This is a genomic window from Leifsonia sp. Root4 (assembly GCF_001425085.1).
In the GTDB taxonomy this organism is placed as follows: domain Bacteria; phylum Actinomycetota; class Actinomycetes; order Actinomycetales; family Microbacteriaceae; genus Microterricola.
On sequence record NZ_LMDN01000001.1, the window covers coordinates 712830 to 732135 of the forward strand.

General features: G+C 67.1%; 23 protein-coding genes. 2 read left to right on the forward strand and 21 right to left on the reverse strand.

The features are described 5' to 3' along the window. Positions 1-28: 28 nt before the first annotated feature. The 3 genes from ASC66_RS03285 to groES all read right to left on the reverse strand — a co-directional run bounded on the left by ASC66_RS03285 (position 29) and on the right by groES (position 2863). Positions 29-1339, reverse strand: coding sequence for an ABC transporter substrate-binding protein (locus ASC66_RS03285; RefSeq protein WP_055834581.1), 1311 nt, complete (start codon positions 1337-1339; stop codon positions 29-31). A 142-nt stretch (positions 1340-1481) separates the two neighbouring features. Beyond that, positions 1482-2432, reverse strand: a complete 951-nt coding sequence (gene rarD / locus ASC66_RS03290) for an EamA family transporter RarD (RefSeq protein WP_082492067.1) — start codon at positions 2430-2432, stop codon at positions 1482-1484. Between the two features lie 134 nt (positions 2433-2566). Continuing rightward, entirely contained in the window at positions 2567-2863 is a 297-nt protein-coding gene (gene groES / locus ASC66_RS03295; RefSeq protein ID WP_055834584.1) for a co-chaperone GroES, read from the reverse strand. A gap of 185 nt (positions 2864-3048) precedes the next feature. On the opposite strand from groES, the gene ASC66_RS03300 reads away from it, so the two are divergent. Further along, on the forward strand, positions 3049-4251 hold the full coding sequence (locus tag ASC66_RS03300) for a THUMP-like domain-containing protein (RefSeq protein WP_055834587.1): 1203 nt from the start codon (positions 3049-3051) through the stop codon (positions 4249-4251). 70 nt (positions 4252-4321) lie between these two features. Here ASC66_RS03300 and ASC66_RS03305 read toward each other — a convergent pair whose 3' ends face one another. From ASC66_RS03305 to glmS, 8 genes are all read right to left on the reverse strand, one after another. Next, a complete protein-coding gene (locus ASC66_RS03305; RefSeq protein ID WP_055834590.1) occupies positions 4322-4876 on the reverse strand; it encodes a DUF4190 domain-containing protein in 555 nt (184 codons plus the stop codon). 202 nt (positions 4877-5078) lie between these two features. Next, a complete protein-coding gene (tsaD, locus tag ASC66_RS03310) occupies positions 5079-6149 on the reverse strand; it encodes a tRNA (adenosine(37)-N6)-threonylcarbamoyltransferase complex transferase subunit TsaD (protein ID WP_055836274.1) in 1071 nt (356 codons plus the stop codon). Positions 6150-6157: 8 nt separating this feature from the next. Continuing rightward, on the reverse strand, positions 6158-6682 hold the full coding sequence (gene rimI / locus ASC66_RS03315) for a ribosomal protein S18-alanine N-acetyltransferase (RefSeq protein WP_055834593.1): 525 nt from the start codon (positions 6680-6682) through the stop codon (positions 6158-6160). Beyond that, on the reverse strand, positions 6679-7347 hold the full coding sequence (tsaB, locus tag ASC66_RS03320) for a tRNA (adenosine(37)-N6)-threonylcarbamoyltransferase complex dimerization subunit type 1 TsaB (RefSeq protein WP_055834596.1): 669 nt from the start codon (positions 7345-7347) through the stop codon (positions 6679-6681). The genes rimI and tsaB overlap by 4 nt, the downstream gene beginning before the upstream one ends. A gap of 61 nt (positions 7348-7408) precedes the next feature. Then, complete coding sequence (gene tsaE / locus ASC66_RS03325) at positions 7409-7867, reverse strand: tRNA (adenosine(37)-N6)-threonylcarbamoyltransferase complex ATPase subunit type 1 TsaE (RefSeq protein ID WP_055836277.1); 459 nt, start codon at positions 7865-7867, stop codon at positions 7409-7411. Positions 7868-7896: 29 nt separating this feature from the next. Beyond that, entirely contained in the window at positions 7897-9036 is a 1140-nt protein-coding gene (gene alr, locus ASC66_RS03330; RefSeq protein ID WP_055834599.1) for an alanine racemase, read from the reverse strand. Then, complete coding sequence (locus ASC66_RS03335; protein ID WP_055834602.1) at positions 9033-9446, reverse strand: holo-ACP synthase; 414 nt, start codon at positions 9444-9446, stop codon at positions 9033-9035. Before ASC66_RS03335 ends, alr begins: the two co-directional genes overlap by 4 nt. Positions 9447-9483: 37 nt before the next feature. Further along, positions 9484-11334: a glutamine--fructose-6-phosphate transaminase (isomerizing) gene (gene glmS, locus ASC66_RS03340; RefSeq protein WP_055834605.1), complete on the reverse strand. Its 1851-nt coding sequence runs from the start codon at positions 11332-11334 to the stop codon at positions 9484-9486. Positions 11335-11417: 83 nt separating this feature from the next. Between glmS and coaA the strand changes: the two genes are divergently transcribed. Continuing rightward, a complete protein-coding gene (coaA, locus tag ASC66_RS03345) occupies positions 11418-12371 on the forward strand; it encodes a type I pantothenate kinase (protein WP_055834607.1) in 954 nt (317 codons plus the stop codon). 81 nt (positions 12372-12452) lie between these two features. On the opposite strand, the gene glmM is transcribed toward coaA, so the two are convergent. From glmM to infA, 10 genes are all read right to left on the reverse strand, one after another. Next, positions 12453-13814 (reverse strand): phosphoglucosamine mutase, encoded by a 1362-nt coding sequence (gene glmM / locus ASC66_RS03350; RefSeq protein WP_055834608.1) that lies wholly within the window; start codon positions 13812-13814, stop codon positions 12453-12455. Positions 13815-13841: 27 nt separating this feature from the next. Then, positions 13842-14324 (reverse strand): 30S ribosomal protein S9, encoded by a 483-nt coding sequence (gene rpsI, locus ASC66_RS03355; RefSeq protein WP_055834611.1) that lies wholly within the window; start codon positions 14322-14324, stop codon positions 13842-13844. Between the two features lie 52 nt (positions 14325-14376). Continuing rightward, positions 14377-14823: a 50S ribosomal protein L13 gene (gene rplM, locus ASC66_RS03360; RefSeq protein WP_055834614.1), complete on the reverse strand. Its 447-nt coding sequence runs from the start codon at positions 14821-14823 to the stop codon at positions 14377-14379. 204 nt (positions 14824-15027) lie between these two features. Then, positions 15028-15891 carry a tRNA pseudouridine(38-40) synthase TruA gene (truA, locus tag ASC66_RS03365; RefSeq protein ID WP_055836280.1) on the reverse strand — a complete coding sequence of 288 codons (864 nt, stop codon included), beginning with the start codon at positions 15889-15891 and terminating at the stop codon, positions 15028-15030. Between the two features lie 200 nt (positions 15892-16091). Beyond that, the gene (rplQ, locus tag ASC66_RS03370) at positions 16092-16610 is read right to left on the reverse strand and encodes a 50S ribosomal protein L17 (protein WP_055834617.1); all 519 of its coding nucleotides are present in this window, start codon (positions 16608-16610) and stop codon (positions 16092-16094) included. Between the two features lie 64 nt (positions 16611-16674). Continuing rightward, complete coding sequence (locus ASC66_RS03375; protein ID WP_055834620.1) at positions 16675-17664, reverse strand: DNA-directed RNA polymerase subunit alpha; 990 nt, start codon at positions 17662-17664, stop codon at positions 16675-16677. Positions 17665-17824: 160 nt separating this feature from the next. Next, a complete protein-coding gene (gene rpsK, locus ASC66_RS03380) occupies positions 17825-18223 on the reverse strand; it encodes a 30S ribosomal protein S11 (protein ID WP_047405459.1) in 399 nt (132 codons plus the stop codon). Positions 18224-18265: 42 nt separating this feature from the next. Then, positions 18266-18640: a 30S ribosomal protein S13 gene (rpsM, locus tag ASC66_RS03385; RefSeq protein ID WP_047405457.1), complete on the reverse strand. Its 375-nt coding sequence runs from the start codon at positions 18638-18640 to the stop codon at positions 18266-18268. A 165-nt stretch (positions 18641-18805) separates the two neighbouring features. Then, a complete protein-coding gene (gene rpmJ / locus ASC66_RS03390; RefSeq protein WP_047405455.1) occupies positions 18806-18922 on the reverse strand; it encodes a 50S ribosomal protein L36 in 117 nt (38 codons plus the stop codon). Between the two features lie 68 nt (positions 18923-18990). Continuing rightward, positions 18991-19212, reverse strand: a complete 222-nt coding sequence (infA, locus tag ASC66_RS03395) for a translation initiation factor IF-1 (protein ID WP_021759551.1) — start codon at positions 19210-19212, stop codon at positions 18991-18993. Positions 19213-19306: the final 94 nt, after the last annotated feature.

Sequence of the window (19306 nt, forward strand, 5' to 3'; positions counted from 1 at the left end):
AAGCCGGGGCCCTTGCGCGTGACTGCTACTAGTTCAGTCGCTCAGAGGGCAGGTTGCCCGCGTCGTACTGGTAGATGCCGATGGTCGCCTCGGTCGGGTCACCGTTCTCATCGAAGGTGATCGGGCCGGAGAAGCCGTCGTAGTCGATCTGCTCACCCTTCTCGAGCAGTGCGACGCCAGCCTCGAAGCTGTCGACCTTCTCACCCTCGCCGCTGCCGCCGGAGACCTGGCGGAGGTAGTCGGCGATCGACTGCCCCGTCGTGTCGTTGGCCGCGAAGGCCGCCAGAGCGAAGAGCACGACGTTGTCGTACGACTCAGGCGCGTAGGTGAAGTCGGTCAGCGTCGGGTCGACCTCGAGCAGGCGGTCGGTGAAGTCACCGAGCGTCGTCAGGTCGAGACCGGGCTTGGTGCCCTTCGCGCCGGTGATGAGGCCGGGTGCGAAGTCGGCGCTGTAGTCGACGAGGTTTCCGTCAACCAGGTACAGCTTGTCTCCGGCGAAGCCGGAACCGACCAGCTCGGGGATGATGATCTTGCTCTGGTCGAAGGTGATCAGGGCGATCGCATCGGGGTTCTGCGCCGTCACGTCGCTGATCTGCGTCGTGAAGTTCGTGTCACCCGTGTTGAAGCTCGACTCTGCGACAACGGTTCCGCCGCCGGCCTCGAAGTTGGTCTTCGTGGTCTCGGCCAGGCCGGTGCCGTATGCATCGTTCTGGTAGATGATGCCGAGCGTGCTGTTTCCGTCCTCAGCGATGAGGTTTCCGAGCACTTCACCCTGCAGCACGTCAGACGGCGCCGTACGCCAGTACAGGCCGTTGTCAGCGATGTCGGTGAGGTCGAGGCCGGTGTTCGACGGCGACATCAGCACGACGCCTGCGCTCGTGACCTGCTCGTAGACGTTGCGGGTCTGTGCCGAAGCTGCAGCACCCGAGATGGCCGAGACGCCCAGCGAGAGCAGGTCGGTCACGGATCCGGTGGCGACGTCGACGCTCGTGTCACCCTCGTCACGCACGTTCAGCTCGAGCTGGATGCCCAAGTCGGCCGCGTTGATGTCGTTGACGGCGAGCTGCGCTGCAGCGATCTGGGGCGGGCCGAGGAATGCGAGCGATCCGCTCTGCGGGGCCAGCTGGCCCAGCTTGAGCGCAAGCTCGCGGTCGCCTGCGTCGATCGGCAGTGCGTCACCGGCGTCGGCAGGGGTAGTGGACTCGGGCGATGTGGTGCTTTCGCCCTCTCCCGGGCTGCTGCATCCGGTCAGTACGAGTGCGCTGACGCCGATGAGGGCGACTCCGCTCAGCATTGCCCGAACGGAGCGGGAGGCCGAGGCCTTCGCGAATACGCTCATGTTGCTCCTATATGGCTTGAATGAACACCGATGAGACAGTCAACAGACTGCCGTGGTGTCACAGTATTGGCCACTGAGCATCGAAACAAGGCTTCGATGCCACAACGTTGCGGAGTGAGTCAAATCGTTACAACGCCTCCGCTCAGACGAGCTCGGCGACCGTCTGCCGGTTCCCACGTCTGCCGGCGAGCGCGTCGACGGTGAGGATGAGCAACGCCAGCCAGACCAGCGAGAAGCCGACCCACCGCTCGGGGGACATCGGCTCCTGGAGGATCAACACGCCGACAAGGAACTGGATGACCGGGGCGAAGTACTGGATGAAGCCCATGTAGATCAGGGGCAGCCTGCGCGACGCCGCCGCGAAGAGGATCAACGGGACGGCGGTGATGACGCCGGTGCCGATGAGCAGCGCTGTGTGCACCGGGCTGACCGTGCCGAAGGTGATGCCGACCGTCGCCGCCACGACGATGAGCTGCACGATCGCGACAGGGAACAGCCAGACCGTCTCCATGGTGAGCCCCGCCACCGCATCGACGGTGTTGCCGACCCGCTTCTTGATGTACCCGTAGAAGCCGAAGGAGAAGGCGAGCGTGAGGGCGATCCAGGGCACGCTGCCCGCACTGATCGCAATGACGAGCACCGCGAGCAGGCTGACACCGACGGCGGCCCACTGTGCTGGCCGCAGCCGCTCGCGCAGGAAGAACACGCCGAGGAACACGGTAACGATCGGGTTGATGAAGTAGCCGAGCGAGGCTTCGACGACCTGGCCGCTCATCGCGCTGTAGATATAGGTCTGCCAGTTCACGTAGATGAGCGCGCCGGCCAGAGCCATGGTGAGCGAGATGCGTGGCTGCATGAGCAACGCGAAGAACGGCTTGAACTTGCGGGTGACCGCGAGCAGCAGTGCGCAGAACACGAGCGAGAACACGATGCGCCACGCGACGATCTCGAAGGCGCCGCTCGGGGCAAGCGAGATGAAGTAGATCGGCAGGAAGCCCCAGAGCACGTAGGCGATGCCGGCGTAGATCAGACCGGCTCGACCAGCGCCCGGTGCGTTCGAGACCTGCGCGGCCGATGGCGGTGCGGAGGTGATCTGCGGTTCGTTGGGCTTTTCCACTTCGGCAGTCTACGCCTGTATACAGTGTGCACCGCGCCGTCGGGCGTGTTGCGCCGACAAAAAAGACCCGGATGGCCGAAGCCATCCGGGTCTTTCGAAAACGGTGATGCTTAGCGCACGACCACAGCGAGCACGTCGCGAGCCGACAGCACGAGGAGGTCCTCGCCGCCGAACTTCACTTCGGTTCCGCCGTACTTGGAGTAGAGAACCTTGTCGCCGACTGCGACGTCGAGCGGAATGCGGTTGCCATTGTCGTCGATGCGACCGGGGCCCACAGCCACGACCTCGCCCTCCTGGGGCTTCTCCTTGGCGGTGTCAGGAATGACGAGTCCCGACGCAGTGACCTGCTCGGCCTCAACCTGCTTGATGACAATGCGATCCTCGAGCGGCTTGATGCTGACCGACACGGTTGACCTCTTTCTAGAAAAGACGTGGAGTTAGCACACTCACACCGAGAGTGCTAAGTCGAGTTTAGGCCTTGGTTGGCACTCGTGCAACGTGAGTGCCAGTGAATACGCCCAGAGAGTACGCCGGATCGATGGCCGGGGCACCGGCACAGTCGCCGCCCCGCTGCGGTGTTAGCGTGGCAGCTATGGAACGCTCCGAGCTCATCGAATTGCTCTCCCCCGAGGGGCTGCGGCTCCTCGACTCACTGCCGGAGTGGGATTCCTCTGCCGACGTCGTGCGCACGGTCGCCGAGCTGCGCAAGGCCGGGCACGCTCCCGGTCTCGTCGCCGCCGTGCTCAGCCAGGCCAAGCTGCGCGCCAAGGCCGCGGGCAAGTTCGGTGAGTTCGCCCGCACCATGCTCTTCACCGAGGCGGGCCTCGAGCAGGCGACGCGTCTCCGTGTCGCCGCGCTGCACGCCGGACGCTTCGCCGGCGCAGGGGTGAAGCACGTTGCCGATCTCGGCTGCGGCATCGGCGGGGACGCCATCGCCATGGCCGCACTGGAGCTGCGGGTCACCGCGGCCGATGCCGATGAGATCACCGCGACGCTGGCCTCGTTCAACCTCGCGCCGTTCCCACATGCGACGGTGTTGCACGCCCGCGCAGAGGAGGTCGACCTCGGGGCCCTGGACGGCGGCCCGGCCGATGGCGTCTACCTCGACCCCGCCCGCCGCAGCGCTGGGCACGGCAACACCTCCAGGCTCACCCGGCCGGAGGACTACACGCCGTCGCTGGACTTCGCGTTCGGCCTGGCCGAGCGGATGCCGACCGGCGTCAAGCTTGGCCCGGGCTTCGATCGCTCGCTGATCCCGGCCGAGGCGGAGGCGCAGTGGGTCTCTGTCGACGGCCAGCTCGTCGAGATGGGACTCTGGTTCGGCGCGCTCGCGCGGCCCGGCATCCGACGCAGCGCCCTGGTGCTGGGTCGCGACGGCAGCCACGAGCTCTCTGCGGCGGCCGACAGCGACGACGTCGAGGTCGGCGAACTCGGCGCGTACATCTACGAACCGGACGGGGCCGTCATCCGCTCACGGCTGATCGGTGACCTCGCCCGCGCGCTCGGCGCATCGATGATGAGCGATGGCATCGCCTATCTCACGGCGGATGCCGCGCACGAGACCCCGTTCGCCACGTGCTTCCGCGTGATCGAGCGGCTGCCGGCCGACGAGAAGAAGCTCAAGGCCGCCCTGGCCGCCCGCGGCATCGGCACGCTGGAGATCAAGAAGCGCGGCATCGACATCGACCCGGCCACGCTGCGCTCCCGGCTGAAGCTCAAGGGCACGGCATCCGCCACGATCGTGCTCACCCGCGCCGCCGGCAAGCACGTGACTCTGCTCGTGGAGCGCGTGTAACCACCGGGCGAACGCGCAGAAACGGCTCCCATCCGTGCGGATGGGAGCCGTTGCTGGGAACTCGCGGCGCCTAGTAGTTGTAGGTGCCGTCGAAGTTCGGGTTCGAGGCGAGCGCCGCGAAGAAGGCGATCAGAGCGATCGTCACGATGATGCCGATGACGAGGCCGACGTAGCCGATGATGAGGCCGGCGATCGCCATGCCGCGGCCACCCTCTGCCGTCTTCTTGATCTGGCTGAGCGACAGGTGGCCGAAGATGATGCCGACCAGGAAGGTGATTCCGGTGAACAGACCGGCGATCGAGGCGACCAGCGACACGATGGCGAAGGTGTTCGTCTTCGGTGCGGCACCGAAAGCGGGCTGGCCGTAGCCGGCAGCAGGGGCGCCGTATGCCGGGGCACCGTAGGCCGGAGCCGGCGGAACCTCACCGTACGCAGGGGCGGGCGGAGCCTGCGGGGCACCGTAGGCGGGAGCCGGCGGAACCTCAGAGGCCGCTGGGGGCGCGACATAGGCCGGAGCTGCGGGAACCTCGGGGGCCGCTGGAACGTCTGGGGTTGCCGGAACATCGGGCGTGTTCGGCGGCGTCGGCTCGCTGGGCGGTACGGGGGGCAGATTCTGATCGGTCATGGTTTGAGCCCTTCTCGTCTGCGGTGCGGGCCAATCCGGCCTCACGGTCACCGCGGAGCTATGGTCGCATCGAGCAGTCTGGCTGTCAACGACAGCGGCAACCGGGCGACACACCTCAAGCCTAGACCTCAGCTTCAAGGTTGTGCGGCGTCAGCACAGGAAATCGACAGCTCAGCTGAATGAGTGAGTGCACCTGGATGGGTCAGTGCACCTGGATGTCGGTGACGGGCAGGGTCGAGTCCGCGCCGAAGTCCAGCGAGCTGGGCTCATGGCCCGTCATGATCAACTGCGCGCCGAGTGCGGCGATCATCGCCCCGTTGTCGGTGCAGAGGCTCAGTGGCGGGATGCGCAGCTCGATGCCGGCTGCGGCGGCCCGCGCCCCGGCCACCTCGCGCACGCGTGCATTGGCCACAACGCCGCCGCCGAGCAGCAGCCGCGGCACCCCGTGGTCGGTGCAGGCGGCGATCGCCTTGCCGATCAGCACATCGACGACGGCCTCGCGGAAGCTCGCGGCGACATCGGCGACGGGCACCGGCTCTCCGGCATCCTGCTTCTGCTCAACCCAGCGGGCGACGGCCGTCTTGAGCCCGGAGAAACTGAAGTCGTAGCGGTGCTTGGCCATGTCTTTGGGCAGTGTGAGCCCGCGGGGGAAGCGAATCGCCTTGGGGTTGCCGTCGGCAGCGAGGCGGTCGATGTGCGGGCCGCCGGGATAGGGCAGGCCGAGCACGCGGGCGACCTTGTCGAAGGCCTCCCCCGCCGCGTCATCGATGGTCTCGCCGAGCAGTTCGACGTCACCGGTGAGGTCGCGCACCAGCAGCAGCGAGGTGTGCCCGCCAGAGACGAGCAGGGCGATGGTCGGGTACTCCAGCGGCTCGGAGACGCCGTCCTGCCCGGTGGCGAGCAGATCGGCGCCGACGTGGCCGACGAGGTGGTTGACGGCGTAGATCGGCTTGTCCAGCGCGATCGCGAGCGCCTTGGCCGCGCCGACGCCCACCATCAGCGCCCCGGCGAGCCCGGGACCGCTCGTGACGGCCACGGCGTCGATGTCTTCGAGCCGGATGTCGGCCTCCGCCAGTGCCGCGGTGATCGCCGGTGTCATCTCCTCGAGGTGTGCGCGGGCGGCCACCTCGGGCACGACCCCTCCGTAGCGCGCGTGCTCGTCCATCGACGATGCGATCGTGTTGGCGAGCAGTGTCGTGCCGCGCACGATCCCGATTCCGGTCTCGTCACAGCTCGTCTCGATGCCGAGCACGAGTGGATCGGTGCGGTTCATGGTGCTGCTCACGAGGGTGTCTCCTGCTGCTTGAAAGTGATGTCGCCCGACTGGGCCAGGCCCGGCTGCGGCGCGGTGATCGCCAGCCGCATCACGACGGCGTCGACGTTGTCGGGTTTGTAGTAGCCGCGGCGAACGCCGATCTCGGCGAAGCCGAGCTTCTCGTAGAGGTGTCTGGCCCCCGGATTGTCTGCACGCACCTCGAGGAACAGCTCTCGCGCGCCGCGGCTGCGCGCCTCGTCGATCAGGCGCAGCATGAGCACCCGGCCGAGGCCCTTGCCCTGAGCGGCCTCTGCGACGGCGATCGTCTGGATGTCGGCCTCGAAGGCGCCGCGCGGGGCGAGCAGCCCGGCGTAGGCCTCGATGCGCTGCGGTGCCTCGGGCGGGAACGCCACCAGGTAGTAGCAGTTGGGGTCGGAGACGTCGCGCGCCATCGCCTCTGGCGACCAGGCGTCCGTCGGGAACATCGCCGTCTCGATGGCCATGATCGCCGGAACGTCTGCGGCACCGGCCCGGCGCAGCTGCCAGGTCACCGGGTGACCCTCTTGGGACCGGTGGAGATCATGACGTCGGGCGAGCGGAGGTAGAGCGGCTCGTCGGCGGCGAATGGACGGCCGGCGGCGAAGCTGAGTTCTGCGAACATGCCGAGGGCGCCGGCGGAGACCTCTGCGGCATCCAGACGTTCCACATCACCGGCGAAGGCGAGGCCGTCGAGAACGCTCGTCGACACCTCGTCGGGCTTTGCGAGGCCGGGGCCGCCGCGGCGAACGGGCAGACCGAGCGCATCGACGCCCGAGTAGGCGCTCCAGTAGAGCTCGCGGCGCCGCGCGTCGGTCACCACCAGCAGTGGCGCGTCGACCGGAGTGCCGGTCGTTGCGAATCGGCCTCCGTAGTGGGCGAAGGCGATGGCGTCGTGGCTCACGACGGGCACGAGCGGCTTGCCGAGTGCGAGCGCGAAGGTGCGGGCGGCGGCGATGCCGACGCGCAGGCCGGTGAACGGGCCGGGGCCCATTCCGGCGACGACGCCGGAGAGGGCGCCGCGGCTGGTTCCGGATGCCGCGAGGCACTCCTGGATCATGCCGCCGATGACCTCGGCGTGGCGCATCGTGTCGGCCACGGAGCGTTCCGCGAGGATCCCGGCGTCACGGTCGACAATGGCGACACTCGTTCCGGCGGAGGTATCGATCGCGAGGAGCATCCCTCCAGCCTACGCGCGCGATGCGCAGCATCGCGAAAGGCGGCAGCCTGCGCCCGGGAGACTACGCGGCGAACTCGGTGCCGGCCCAGCGCGGCCCGAAGCCGCGCACGGTGACCACGCGGGGCTCGTCGCCGTCCAGCTCCGCTGAGTCTGCGGCGTCCGGCCCGGCCCCCGTCGGTCGCTGCAGGGTCAGCTCCAGCCAGGACTCGCTCACGCCGTCGAGCATGCCTGCGCCCCACTCCACGACGACCACCGAGTTCGCGTAGTCGATGTCGAGGTCGTCGAGCTCCCTGGCGTCGCCGAGCCGATAGGCGTCGACGTGCACGAGCGCCGGCCCGCCGACGACGCTCGGATGGGTGCGGGCGAGCACGAAGGTCGGGCTGGTGACGGTGCCGCGGATTCCGAGCCCCTCGCCGAGGCCGCGGGTGAAGGTGGTCTTGCCCGCGCCGAGCGGGCCGTCGAGCACGAGCAGGTCGCCGGCGTTCAGACGCACGGCCATGGCCGCTCCGAACTCGTGCATCTCGTCGGCCGTGTCGATGGTGCGGGTGATCACCTGGTGCTCCGGGGAACGCGCTGGCCGATGCGGGTGACGATCTCGTAATTGATCGTGCCCGCGGCATCCGCCCAGTTCTCTGCGCTCGGAACCCCACGCGTCGGATCGCCGAACAGCACGACCTCGTCGCCCGTGTGCACCTCGGCGTCGCCGACGTCGACGATGAACTGGTCCATGGCGATGCGGCCGACGACCGGGTGCACAACACCGCCGATCGAGACGCTGGCCCGACCCGACGCCTGACGGGGGATTCCGTCGGCATAGCCGAGCGGCACGAGCACCAGCGTGGTGTCCCGCTCGGCCCGCCAGGTGTAGTCGTAGCTGGCCGCGGTGCCGGCCAGCACCCGGCGCACGGCGGCGATGCGGGCGGTGAGTGTCATCACGGGCACGAGGTCGAGGCCGTCCGGGAGGGAGTCGCCCCAGGGCGAGAGCCCGTAGATGCCGATGCCGATGCGCACCATGGAGTAGCGCGCGGCCGGCAGGCTGAGCGCGGCGGCCGTTGCGGCGATGTGCAGCAACGCCGGGCTGAGCCCCTCGGCCTTCGCCGCCGCGATGCCGCGGTCGAAGAGTGCGCATTGCGCGGCGTCATCGGCCGGCGAGGCGTTGGAGAGGTGGCTGAAGAGGCCGTCCACGCGCAGCTCTCCGGCGAGCTCGGCCTCGCGGGCGGCCACGAAGACGTCCGCCCACTCGCCGGCTCCGATGCCGTTGCGGCTCAGCCCGGTGTCGAGCTTCAGCTGGACGGATGCCACGCGCCGCAGTGCGCGAGCGGCATCCGCCACCGCCCGCAACTGCGCGAGGGAGGAGATCCCGATACTCACCTCGGCAGCGATCGCCGCCGCGAAATCCGCGTCCTGGCCGTGCAGCCAAGCGAGGATCGGCGCTGTCACCCCGGCGGAACGCAACTCGAGGGCCTCGCCGATGTCGGCGACGCCGAGCCAGTCGACTCCGCCGTCCTGAGCGGCGAGGGCGACCGCGATCGCACCGTGGCCGTAGGCGTTCGCCTTCACCACCGCCATCACGAGCGGCGCTGGTGCGGTGTCGCGGCCCACGAACGCGCGGATGGCGCGCAGATTGCCACGCACCGCGTCCAGGTCGATCACCGCAGCGCGCAGTGCCGCTTCGCTGTTGCCGCTCATGTCTCGTCCGTTCCCGTTGCAGATGGTGCAGGTGGTGCTGGTGGTGCTGGTGTCGTCGGTTCCGATTCCGCGATCACGAAGGCCGTCGCGATTCCGGCGTCATGGCTCATCGAGAGGTGGATCCGCGTGATGCCGCGGGCCGCGGCCTCGGCGGCCGTCGCGCCGTGCAGCGCGAAGCCGGGGTTGCCGTCTCGGTCGTTGATGACCTCCATGTCGTGCCAGCGCAGCATCTCCGGACCGCCGAGCGCTTTGATCAGCGCTTCCTTGGCGGCGAAGCGGGCAGCCAGTGAGTGCACCGGCTTGCTTCGTTCGCTCTCGGCGAACAAGCGCTCGAGGAGCCGTGGGGTGCGGGCGATGGCGCGCTCGAATCGCGCGAGGTCGACGACGTCGATCCCGATCCCGACGATCATCCGAGTCCGCCGATCATTCGACTCCGCGTGGCACGCGCTACTCCACCGTGACGGACTTGGCGAGGTTGCGCGGCTGGTCGACGTCGAGGCCCTTGGCGATGGAGAGCTCCATCGCGAAGATCTGCAGCGGAACGACGGCCAGCAGCGGCTCGAACAGCGGCCCGGCGAGCGGGATCCGTACGACCTCGTCGGCGAACGGCAGCACCGCGACGTCGCCCTGCTCGGCGATCGCGATCACACGGGCGCCGCGGGCGCGGATCTCCTGGATGTTCGAGACGACCTTGGGGTGCAGCGTCGCCGAGCCCCGCGGGCTCGGAACAACGACGAACACGGGCTGGCCCGGCTCGATCAGGGCGATCGGGCCGTGCTTGAGCTCGCCGGCGGCGAATCCCTCCGCGTGGATGTACGCGAGCTCCTTGAGCTTGAGCGCACCCTCCATGGCGATGGGGAAGCCGACGTGGCGACCGAGGAAGAGCACGGCACGGGTGTCGGCCATCCAGTGCGCGAGCTGCGCAATCGTTGCGCTGGATTCCAGCACCGTCGCGATCTTCGCGGGGATCGCGAGGAGCTCAGCCACCTGCTCGGCCTGCTCGGCCTCGCTCAGCGTGCCGCGCACGCGGGCCAGGTGCAGGCCGAAGAGGTAGAGGGCGGTGATCTGGGCGACGAAGGCCTTGGTGGATGCCACGGCGACCTCTGGTCCGGCGTGCGTGTAGACGACCGCATCCGATTCGCGCGGAATCGTCGCGCCCTGGGTGTTGCACACCGAGATCACGCGGGCCCCGGCCTCGCGTGCGTACTTGACGGCCATCAGCGTGTCCATGGTCTCGCCGGACTGGCTGATCGAGATCACGAGGGTGTCCTCGGTGATCACCGGGTCGCGGTAGCGGAACTCGTGGCTGAGCTCGACGGTCACGGGAACCCGCGCCCACTTCTCGATCGCGTACTGCGCGGTCATGCCGGCGTATGCGGCCGTTCCGCAGGCGATGATCACGATGCGGCGGATGCCGGCGAGCACGTCATCGCCGAATGCGGCCAGCTCCGGCACGACGACGGCATCCCCGACGATGCGGCCGCGCAGGGTGTTGGCGACGGCGTCGGGCTGCTCTGCGACCTCCTTGGCCATGAAGCTGGACCAGCCACCCTTGTCTGCGGCTGCGGCATCCCACTCGACCTCGAATGTCTCGACCTCGACCGGGGCGCCGGCGAAGTCGGTGACCACGACGGCGTCGGGGGTGATGGCAACGATCTGGTCCTGGCCGACGGCCATCGCGGTGCGGGTGTACTGCACGAAGGCTGCGACGTCGGAACCGAGGAAGTTCTCACCGTCGCCGAGGCCGATGACGAGCGGCGAGTTGCGGCGCGCGCCGACGACAAGGTTCGGCTCATCGCGGTGCAGGGCCAGCAGCGTGAAGGCTCCGTCGAGGCGGCTGACCACGTTGCGGAAGGCCGCACGCAGGTCGCCGGTCTGCCGGTACTCGCGGCCGAGCAGTACTGCGGCGACCTCGGTGTCGGTCTCACTCTCGAAGTCGTAGCCCTCGGCCAACAGCTCGTTCTTGAGCTCGGTGAAGTTCTCGATGATGCCGTTGTGGATCAGCGCGAGCTTGCCGTCGTCGCCGAGGTGCGGGTGGGCGTTCACATCGGTCGGACCGCCGTGGGTCGCCCACCGGGTGTGACCGATGCCGGCGCGGCCGTCCTCGATCGGGTGCGCGGCGAGCTCATCGGTGAGCTTGACGAGCTTGCCGGACTTCTTGGCCGTGCCGAGATTTCCCGCGTCGTCGATCACCGCAACGCCGGCCGAGTCATAACCGCGGTACTCCAGACGGCGCAGTCCGCCGACGAGTACCTCGAGGCTCTTCTTGTCACCGACATATCCAACGATTCCACACATGAGACATGATTTTAGTCGACTAAAAGCTGTGAGCTCCGGACGCGGCGACTGGGGCACGCCGCATGCCAGTAAACTCGGGGGTTATGGCCGAGCAGCGCAACCAGAATGGCAGTGGCCACAACTCTCCGTTCGTCGAGTTGGAGCGCGCCGATTGGGCCGCACTGGCGTCATCCACCCGCCTGCCGCTGCAGGAGACAGAGCTCGTGCAACTTCGCGGCCTCGGTGAACCGTTGAACCTCTCCGAGGTGACCGACGTCTACCTGCCGCTCAGCCGGCTGCTCAATCTCTATGTGGCCGGAACCAAGCAGCTGCACCGCGCCACGAGCGACTTCCTCGGTGAACGCTCGGCGACGACGCCGTTCGTCATCGGTGTCGCCGGCTCTGTTGCCGTCGGCAAGTCGACGATCGCCCGCCTGCTGCGCGAGCTGCTGGCCCGGTGGGAGGACACCCCCCGCGTCGAGCTCGTGACGACCGACGGCTTCCTCCTGCCCAACGCCGAGCTTGAGCGCCGTGGCCTGATGGAGCGCAAGGGCTTTCCCGAGTCCTATGACCGCCGTGCGCTGCTGCGCTTCGTGAACGCGGTGAAGTCGGGGGCGCCGGAGGTGCGCGCGCCGTTCTACTCGCACCTCAGCTACGACATCGTGCCCGACGCCCAGATCACCGTGCGCCAGCCCGATGTGCTGATCGTCGAGGGCCTGAACGTGCTGCAGCCACCCGCACCTGGCCACCGCCTCGCCGTGAGCGACCTCTTCGACTTCACGGTCTACGTCGATGCGCGCACCTCCGACATCGCCCGCTGGTACGAGGAGCGCTTCCTCAAACTGCAGCGCGGGGCGTTCAGCAACCCGAAGTCCTACTTCCACCGCTTCGCCTCGCTCTCCGAGGAGCAGGCGCGCGCCCGCGCCCGCGGCATCTGGCAGAGCATCAACGAGCCGAATCTGTTGCAGAACATCCGCCCGACCCGCTCCCGCGCCACGCTCGTGCTCCGCAAGGACTCGGACCACGCCGTCTCCAGCGTGCTCCTCCGCAAGCTCTAACAGCGGGGCGGCGCAGGGAGCGGCGCACTCGTAGAAAAGGCCCGGTACTCAGCGAGTATCGGGCCGTTTCTACGAGTTCTGCTACAGCGCGAGGCGCTCCCGCACGACGTCGGCGAGCGAGTTCGCGAGTCGGTCGGCAGTCGCCTGGTCAGCGGCCTCCACCATGACGCGCACCATCGGCTCGGTACCGGACGGTCGCAGCAGCACACGCCCGGTCTCACCCAGCTCGGCCTCAGCGGCGCGAATGGCGTCTGCGATGCCCTCGTCACCCGCCATGGCCGTGTGATTGACGCCACGCACATTCACGAGGATCTGCGGGTAGACCGTCATGACCGATGCGAGTTCGGCGATGGACTTGCCCGTGCGCGCCATCTCGGCGACCAGGTGCAGGCCGGTCAGCACGCCGTCACCTGTGGTCGCGTACTCCGTCATGATGACGTGGCCGGACTGTTCGCCGCCCAGAGCGAGCTTGTCGGCGTTGAGTTCTTCGAGCACGTAGCGGTCGCCGACACGCGTCTCGATCATGTGGATGCCGTTGGCCGCCATCGCCTTGCGCAGCCCCAGGTTGCTCATGACGGTTGCGACCAAGGTGTCGTTGGTGAGGTGACCGCGTTCCTTCATCGCGACGGCCAAGATCGCCATGATCTGGTCGCCGTCGATGATGTTGCCCTCGTGGTCAACGGCCAGGCAGCGGTCCGCGTCGCCATCGTGCGCGATACCGACGTCTGCACCGTGCTCGAGCACAGCGCGGGCCAGATTGTCGAGGTGGGTCGAACCGACGCCATCGTTGATGTTCATGCCGTCGGGGTCGGCACCGATCACGGTGACCTTCGCGCCCGCGTTCGTGAACACCTCCGGCGAGACGCCGGATGCCGCGCCGTGAGCGCAGTCGAGAACGACGTGGATCCCCTCGAGCCGATTCGGCAAGGTGCCGAGAAGGTGCAAGACGTATCGGTCTTCGGCATCCGCAAAACGACGAATGCGCCCGACGTCTGCGCCGGTCGGCAGGAGAACGTCTTTGTGCACATGCGCCTCGATGCGGTCTTCGACCTCGTCGGGGAGCTTGGTGCCACCGAAGGCAAAGAACTTGATGCCGTTGTCGGGGGCGGGATTGTGCGATGCCGAGAGCATCACACCGAAGTCTGCGCCGATGTCGGCGATCAGAAAAGCCGCAGCGGGGGTCGGCAGCACTCCGGCGTCGAGAACATCGACGCCTGAGGAGGCGAGACCAGCCGATACGGCGGCGGTGAGAAACTCACCGGAGATACGCGGGTCACGGGCGACGACTGCAACAGGTCGTCGGCCAGACGCACGGCGTTCTTCTGCACGGCGCCCTTGTGTGAGCACCGTGGCTGCGGCCTGGGCGAGGCCCAGGGCCAGGTCAGCCGTGAGTTCACGGTTGGCCAGGCCCCGGACGCCGTCCGTGCCAAAGAGTCGAGGCAAAGCCTGATACTCCGATTGAGGCGCTGGTTAGCGCTTCGAGAACTGCGAGGCCTTGCGGGCCTTCTTGAGACCAGCCTTCTTGCGCTCGATGACGCGCGAGTCGCGAGTCAGGAAGCCGGCCTTCTTGAGGATGGCGCGGTTGTTCTCGCGGTCGATCTCGTTGAGTGCACGAGCGATGGCGAGACGCATGGCGCCGGCCTGACCCGAGGGGCCGCCACCGGTGACCTTGGCAACGACGTCGTAGCTGCCGATGAGGTCGAGCACCTTGAAGGGGTCGGTGATGAGCTGCTGGTGCAGCTTGTTGGGGAAGTACTCGGCGAACTCGCGCTTGTTCACGCTGAGCGTGCCCGAGCCGGGAACGAGGCGCACGCGGGCGATGGCCTGCTTGCGACGTCCGACAGCTGCGCCGCCAACGTTCAGCACTGCGCGGGGAGCCTTGGGGGCTGCCTCGGCCGGCGTCTCGGTGGAGTAGCTCTCCGGAGCGTCAATCTGGTCTGCGATCTTAGCCACGATGGTGGTAATCCTTTGTCTTAGAAGTCGAGAAGTCTGGGACCGGGAGGCTCTACTGAGCGACCTGGGTCAGGGTGTACGGCACCGGCTGCTGCGCGGCGTGCGGGTGCTCGGAGCCTGCGTAGACCTTGAGCTTCTTGAGCTGAGCGCGACCGATCGAGTTCTTCGGAAGCATTCCGCGGATGGCCTTCTCAACGGCGCGCTCGGGGTTCTTCTCGAGCAGCTCGGAGTAGCTGACAGCCGTGAGTCCGCCCGGGTAACCCGAGTGGCGGTAGGCCTTCTTCTGGTCGAGCTTGGAGCCGGTGAGGGCGACCTTCTCGGCGTTGATGATGATGACGAAGTCACCCATGTCCATGTGGGGGGTGAATGTCGCCTTGTTCTTGCCGCGGAGGATCACTGCTGCGTGGCTGGCGAGGCGGCCGAGAACGACGTCAGTTGCGTCAATGATGACCCAACTGCGCGAAACTTCGGAAGCCTTCGGGGTGTAAGTGCGCGTCACTGTAGTGGCTGCTTTCTGTGTCGAACGGAGGTGTTCGTGAATCCCGCTCCGGGCGTGTTCTCAACTGGAACACAAACGATGGAGGGCTCACGTTCGCGGGCCCGGCCAGCTAGCCGAGGCACCAAGGATCAATAATAGACGTTCGGCGGCGTGCTGGCAATTCGGGCCGGATGCCGCGCCTCCCGCTCTCGGCCATGTGAATTGCTAGAGGGCGCGGTGCGCGCGCGTCTCGGCGGCGCGCAACGCGAGCGCGGCGTCATCCGGGTAACCGATCTCGGTGAGCACCAGGCCGCGGGCCGGCATCACCTTGAACGCGGCGGTGCGTTCGCGCGCATCGCGCAGCTCGATCAGTCGCGCGGGCGTGAGTCGGCCGACGCCGACCGCGACGCAGCCGCCGACGAGGGCACGGACCATGCTGTGGCAGAAGGCGTCGGCCTGCAGCGAGGCGATGAGCACACCCTGATCGTCGCGGCGCCAGTAGAAGCTCTGCAGGGTGCGGATCGTCGTCGCGCGGGGCTTCGGCTTGCAGTAGGCGGCGAAGTCGTGCAGCCCGCACAGCTCCTGGGCGACCTCGTCCATCGGTTCGAGTCGGTGCCGGCCAGGCAGCCAGGTGGTGCGGAATCGCTGCAGCGGGTCGCGCTCGGAGTAGGCGTCGGCGATGCGGTACTCGTAGCGGCGCCAGAGGGCGCCGAATCGGGCGTCGAAGCCGGGTGGCGCGAGCCGCGCCGACCGGATGACGATGTCGCCCTTCTGGCTCAGGATGCCGTTCAGGCGCCGTGCCAGTGCGATCGCGGCATCGCTGTCCGCCGCACGGGCGTTGCGCCCCCTGGCCGGGCTCAGCACGCTGGCCGCCTGCGCCTCGGTGAGGTCGAGGTGCGCGACCTGGCCGGTCGCGTGCACACCGGCGTCGGTGCGGCCGGCGACCACGAGGCGGGGCGTCGGCGGGTTGCGGCGCAGGATCGAGTCGAGAGCCGACTCGATCTCGCCCTGCACGGTGCGCAGCACGGGCTGAATCGCCCAGCCACTGAAGTTCGTGCCGTCGTAGGCGATGTCGAGGCGGAGCCGGATGCTGCCGGGGGCCAGCCGAGTCACCGCGTCGTCATCGATCGGGTCCGGCTCTGGGGCTGCATACTGCTCAGTCACGGCATCCAGTCTAGGAGAGCGGGCCGACCCGATTCGTGACGGCAAAGCGCGCCGGGTGCCCGGGAACGACGAAGGGCCCCGAACTCGCGTTCGGGGCCCTTCGGATGATGCAGGGTGAGACAGCCTTATTCGGCGGCCTTCTCCTCGGCCGGAGCCTCGCTTGCCTCGGCGGGGGCGACCTCGACGGTCTCCTCAGCCGGGGCGACCTCGGCCGGAGCCTCGGCAGCAGGAGCCGCGGCAGCAGCTGCAGCAGCGGTCTTCTTGGCGGACTTCGGCTTGGCGACGACGGGCTCGAGAACGAGCTCGATCTGCACCATGGGGGCGTTGTCGCCCTTGCGGAAGCCGAGCTTGGTGATGCGCGTGTAGCCACCATCGCGCTCGGCGACCTGCGGAGCGATCACGGTGAACAGCTCGTGCACGACGGACTTGTCGCCGATCGACGCGAGGACGCGACGACGAGCGTGCAGGTCGCCCTTCTTGGCGAAGGTGACGAAGCGCTCGGCGACGGGCTGCAGGCGCTTGGCCTTGGTCTCCGTGGTCTTGATCGACTTGTGCGTGAACAGGGCAGCAGCCAGGTTAGCGAGCATGAGGCGCTCGTGTGCCGGACCGCCTCCGAGGCGGGGGCCCTTTGTAGGCTTAGGCATTTTGTATCTCCAGTATCAAATGTGGTGGGAGGCTCGCGACGAGCCACGGGTAGCGCGGAAAGCGCTAGTTGGTCTCGTCTTCGAAGCCGCTGTAGAAGTGAGCGCCGTCGAATCCAGGAACGGAGTCCTTGAGCGACAGGCCGAGCTCCACGAGCTTGTCCTTGACCTCATCCACCGACTTCTGTCCGAAGTTGCGGATGTTCATGAGCTGGGTCTCCGAGAGGGCGACCAGTTCGCTCACGTTGTTGATGCCTTCGCGCTTGAGGCAGTTGTACGAGCGCACCGAGAGGTCGAGGTCTTCGATCGGGATCGAAAGCTCGCTCGAGAGCACGGCGTCGACGGGAGCCGGGCCGATCTCGATGCCCTCTGCGGCGGTGTTCAGCTCGCGAGCGAGGCCGAACAGCTCGGTCAGCGTACGACCAGCGGATGCAATTGCATCGCGCGGGCTGATGGCCGACTTGGTCTCGACGTCGACCACGAGGCGGTCGAAGTCAGTGCGCTCACCGGCACGAGTCGCCTCGACGCGGTAGGTCACCTTGAGAACGGGCGAGTAGATCGAGTCGACCGGAATCTGGCCGGCCTCGGAGTACTCGTTGCGGTTCTGCGTGGCGGACACGTAGCCGCGGCCGCGCTCGATGGTGAGTTCGAGCTCGAACTTGGCGGTGTCGTTGAGCGTCGCGATGACGAGCTCGGGGTTGTGCACCTCGACACCGGCCGGAGCCGAGATGTCGGCGGCGGTGACCTCACCGGCGCCCTGCTTGCGCAGGTAAGCGGTGATGGGCTCGTCGTGCTCGCTCGAGACAACGAGGCCCTTGATGTTCAAGATGATCTCGGTGACGTCTTCCTTGACACCGGGAACGGTGCTGAATTCGTGGAGAACGCCATCAATGCGGATGCTGGTGACAGCAGCGCCGGGGATCGAGGAAAGCAGGGTGCGGCGAAGCGAGTTGCCGAGGGTGTAACCGAAGCCAGGCTCGAGGGGCTCGATGACGAACCGCGAGCGGAATTCGGAAATGTTCTCTTCGGTGAGCGTTGGACGCTGTGCAATAAGCACTATTGATTCCTTTCGGCTAAGTGTCCGCTATATGACACTTGCGTTGTCGACCGGGTAGCTGGCCCGGCGTTGTTGAATTGTGTAAGGAACTTTCCACGGCCCGAGCCTGCCGGGCTCCCCGGAGGGGGCCAGGCAGGCTCAGACTGCGGCGAAGAGTGCTTTAAACGCGGCGACGCTTGGGCGGGCGGCATCCGTTGTGCGCCTGCGGCGTCACATCGTTGATGGAGCCGACCTCGAGGCCTGCGGCCTGAAGCGAACGAATTGCCGTCTCGCGACCCGAACCCGGGCCCTTGACGAAGACGTCAACCTTCTTCATGCCGTGCTCCTGCGCCTGACGCGCAGCCGACTCGGCGGCGAGCTGAGCGGCGAAGGGGGTCGACTTGCGCGAACCCTTGAAGCCGACGGCTCCCGACGAGGCCCAGCTGATAACAGCTCCGCTGGGGTCGGTGATCGAAACGATCGTGTTGTTGAACGTGCTCTTGATGTGGGCCTGGCCCACAGCAATGTTCTTCTTTTCTTTCTTACGCGGCTTCCGTGCGGCCGACTTTGGTGCTGCCATGATTTCTCCTGAATCCTAGAGGCGAGGGTCGCTGGCCGGGGCCTAGCGAGCCTTCTTCTTGCCGGCGACGGTGCGCTTCGGGCCCTTGCGGGTACGAGCGTTGGTCTTGGTGCGCTGTCCGCGCACGGGCAGGCCGCGACGGTGGCGGATGCCCTCGTAGGATCCGATTTCAACCTTGCGGCGGATGTCGGCGGCGACCTCGCGGCGAAGGTCACCTTCTACCTTGAAGTTGCCTTCGATGTAGTCGCGAAGTGCAACGAGCTGGTCGTCGCTGAGGTCCTTGACGCGGATGTTTCCGTCGATCTCGGTGTCAGCGAGGGTCTTGAGCGCGCTTGTGCGCCCAACACCGTAAATGTAGGTCAGTGCGATCTCCACGCGCTTTTCGCGCGGGATGTCTACGCCTGCGAGACGTGCCATGGTGGCTGCTCCTTGAGGTGAGTGGAGGTGTGGTGCATTCTCGGTGCCACGGCCTCCAACCGTGGGTGTCCGCCGGGCGACCGACCGTGTAGGCACAGGCGCTCAGCTTCTTGAGAATGCGATTTCGTTGTTGAATTGTGTATCTGCCCCGTGAAGGAGAAGAGACTAGCCCTGACGCTGCTTGTGGCGCGGGTTGCTCTTGCAGATGACCATGACGCGGCCGTTGCGACGAATCACCTTGCAGTGCTCGCAGATCGGCTTGACGCTGGGGTTGACCTTCATTGTGGTTCCTTGTTTTCGCTGTCTTCGTACTCGCGGGATGCCGCGAGCCGTTACTTAACAGCCGCCCGTTACTTGTAGCGGTAAACGATCCGACCACGGGTCAGGTCGTAGGGGCTCAGCTCCACAATCACGCGGTCCTCAGGGAGGATGCGGATGTAGTGCTGACGCATCTTGCCCGAGATGTGAGCAAGAACCTTGTGTCCGTTGGTGAGCTCTACGCGAAACATCGCGTTGGGCAGAGCTTCTACCACCGAGCCCTCGATTTCGATGACGCCGTCTTTTTTGGCCATAGCCTCTTCGTCGCTAATAAGTAATTGGATGCTGATCGTGCGTGTGTTTTCGGTGTTTTCACCCGAGCGGAACCGCCGAATGAGGCACGCTAAA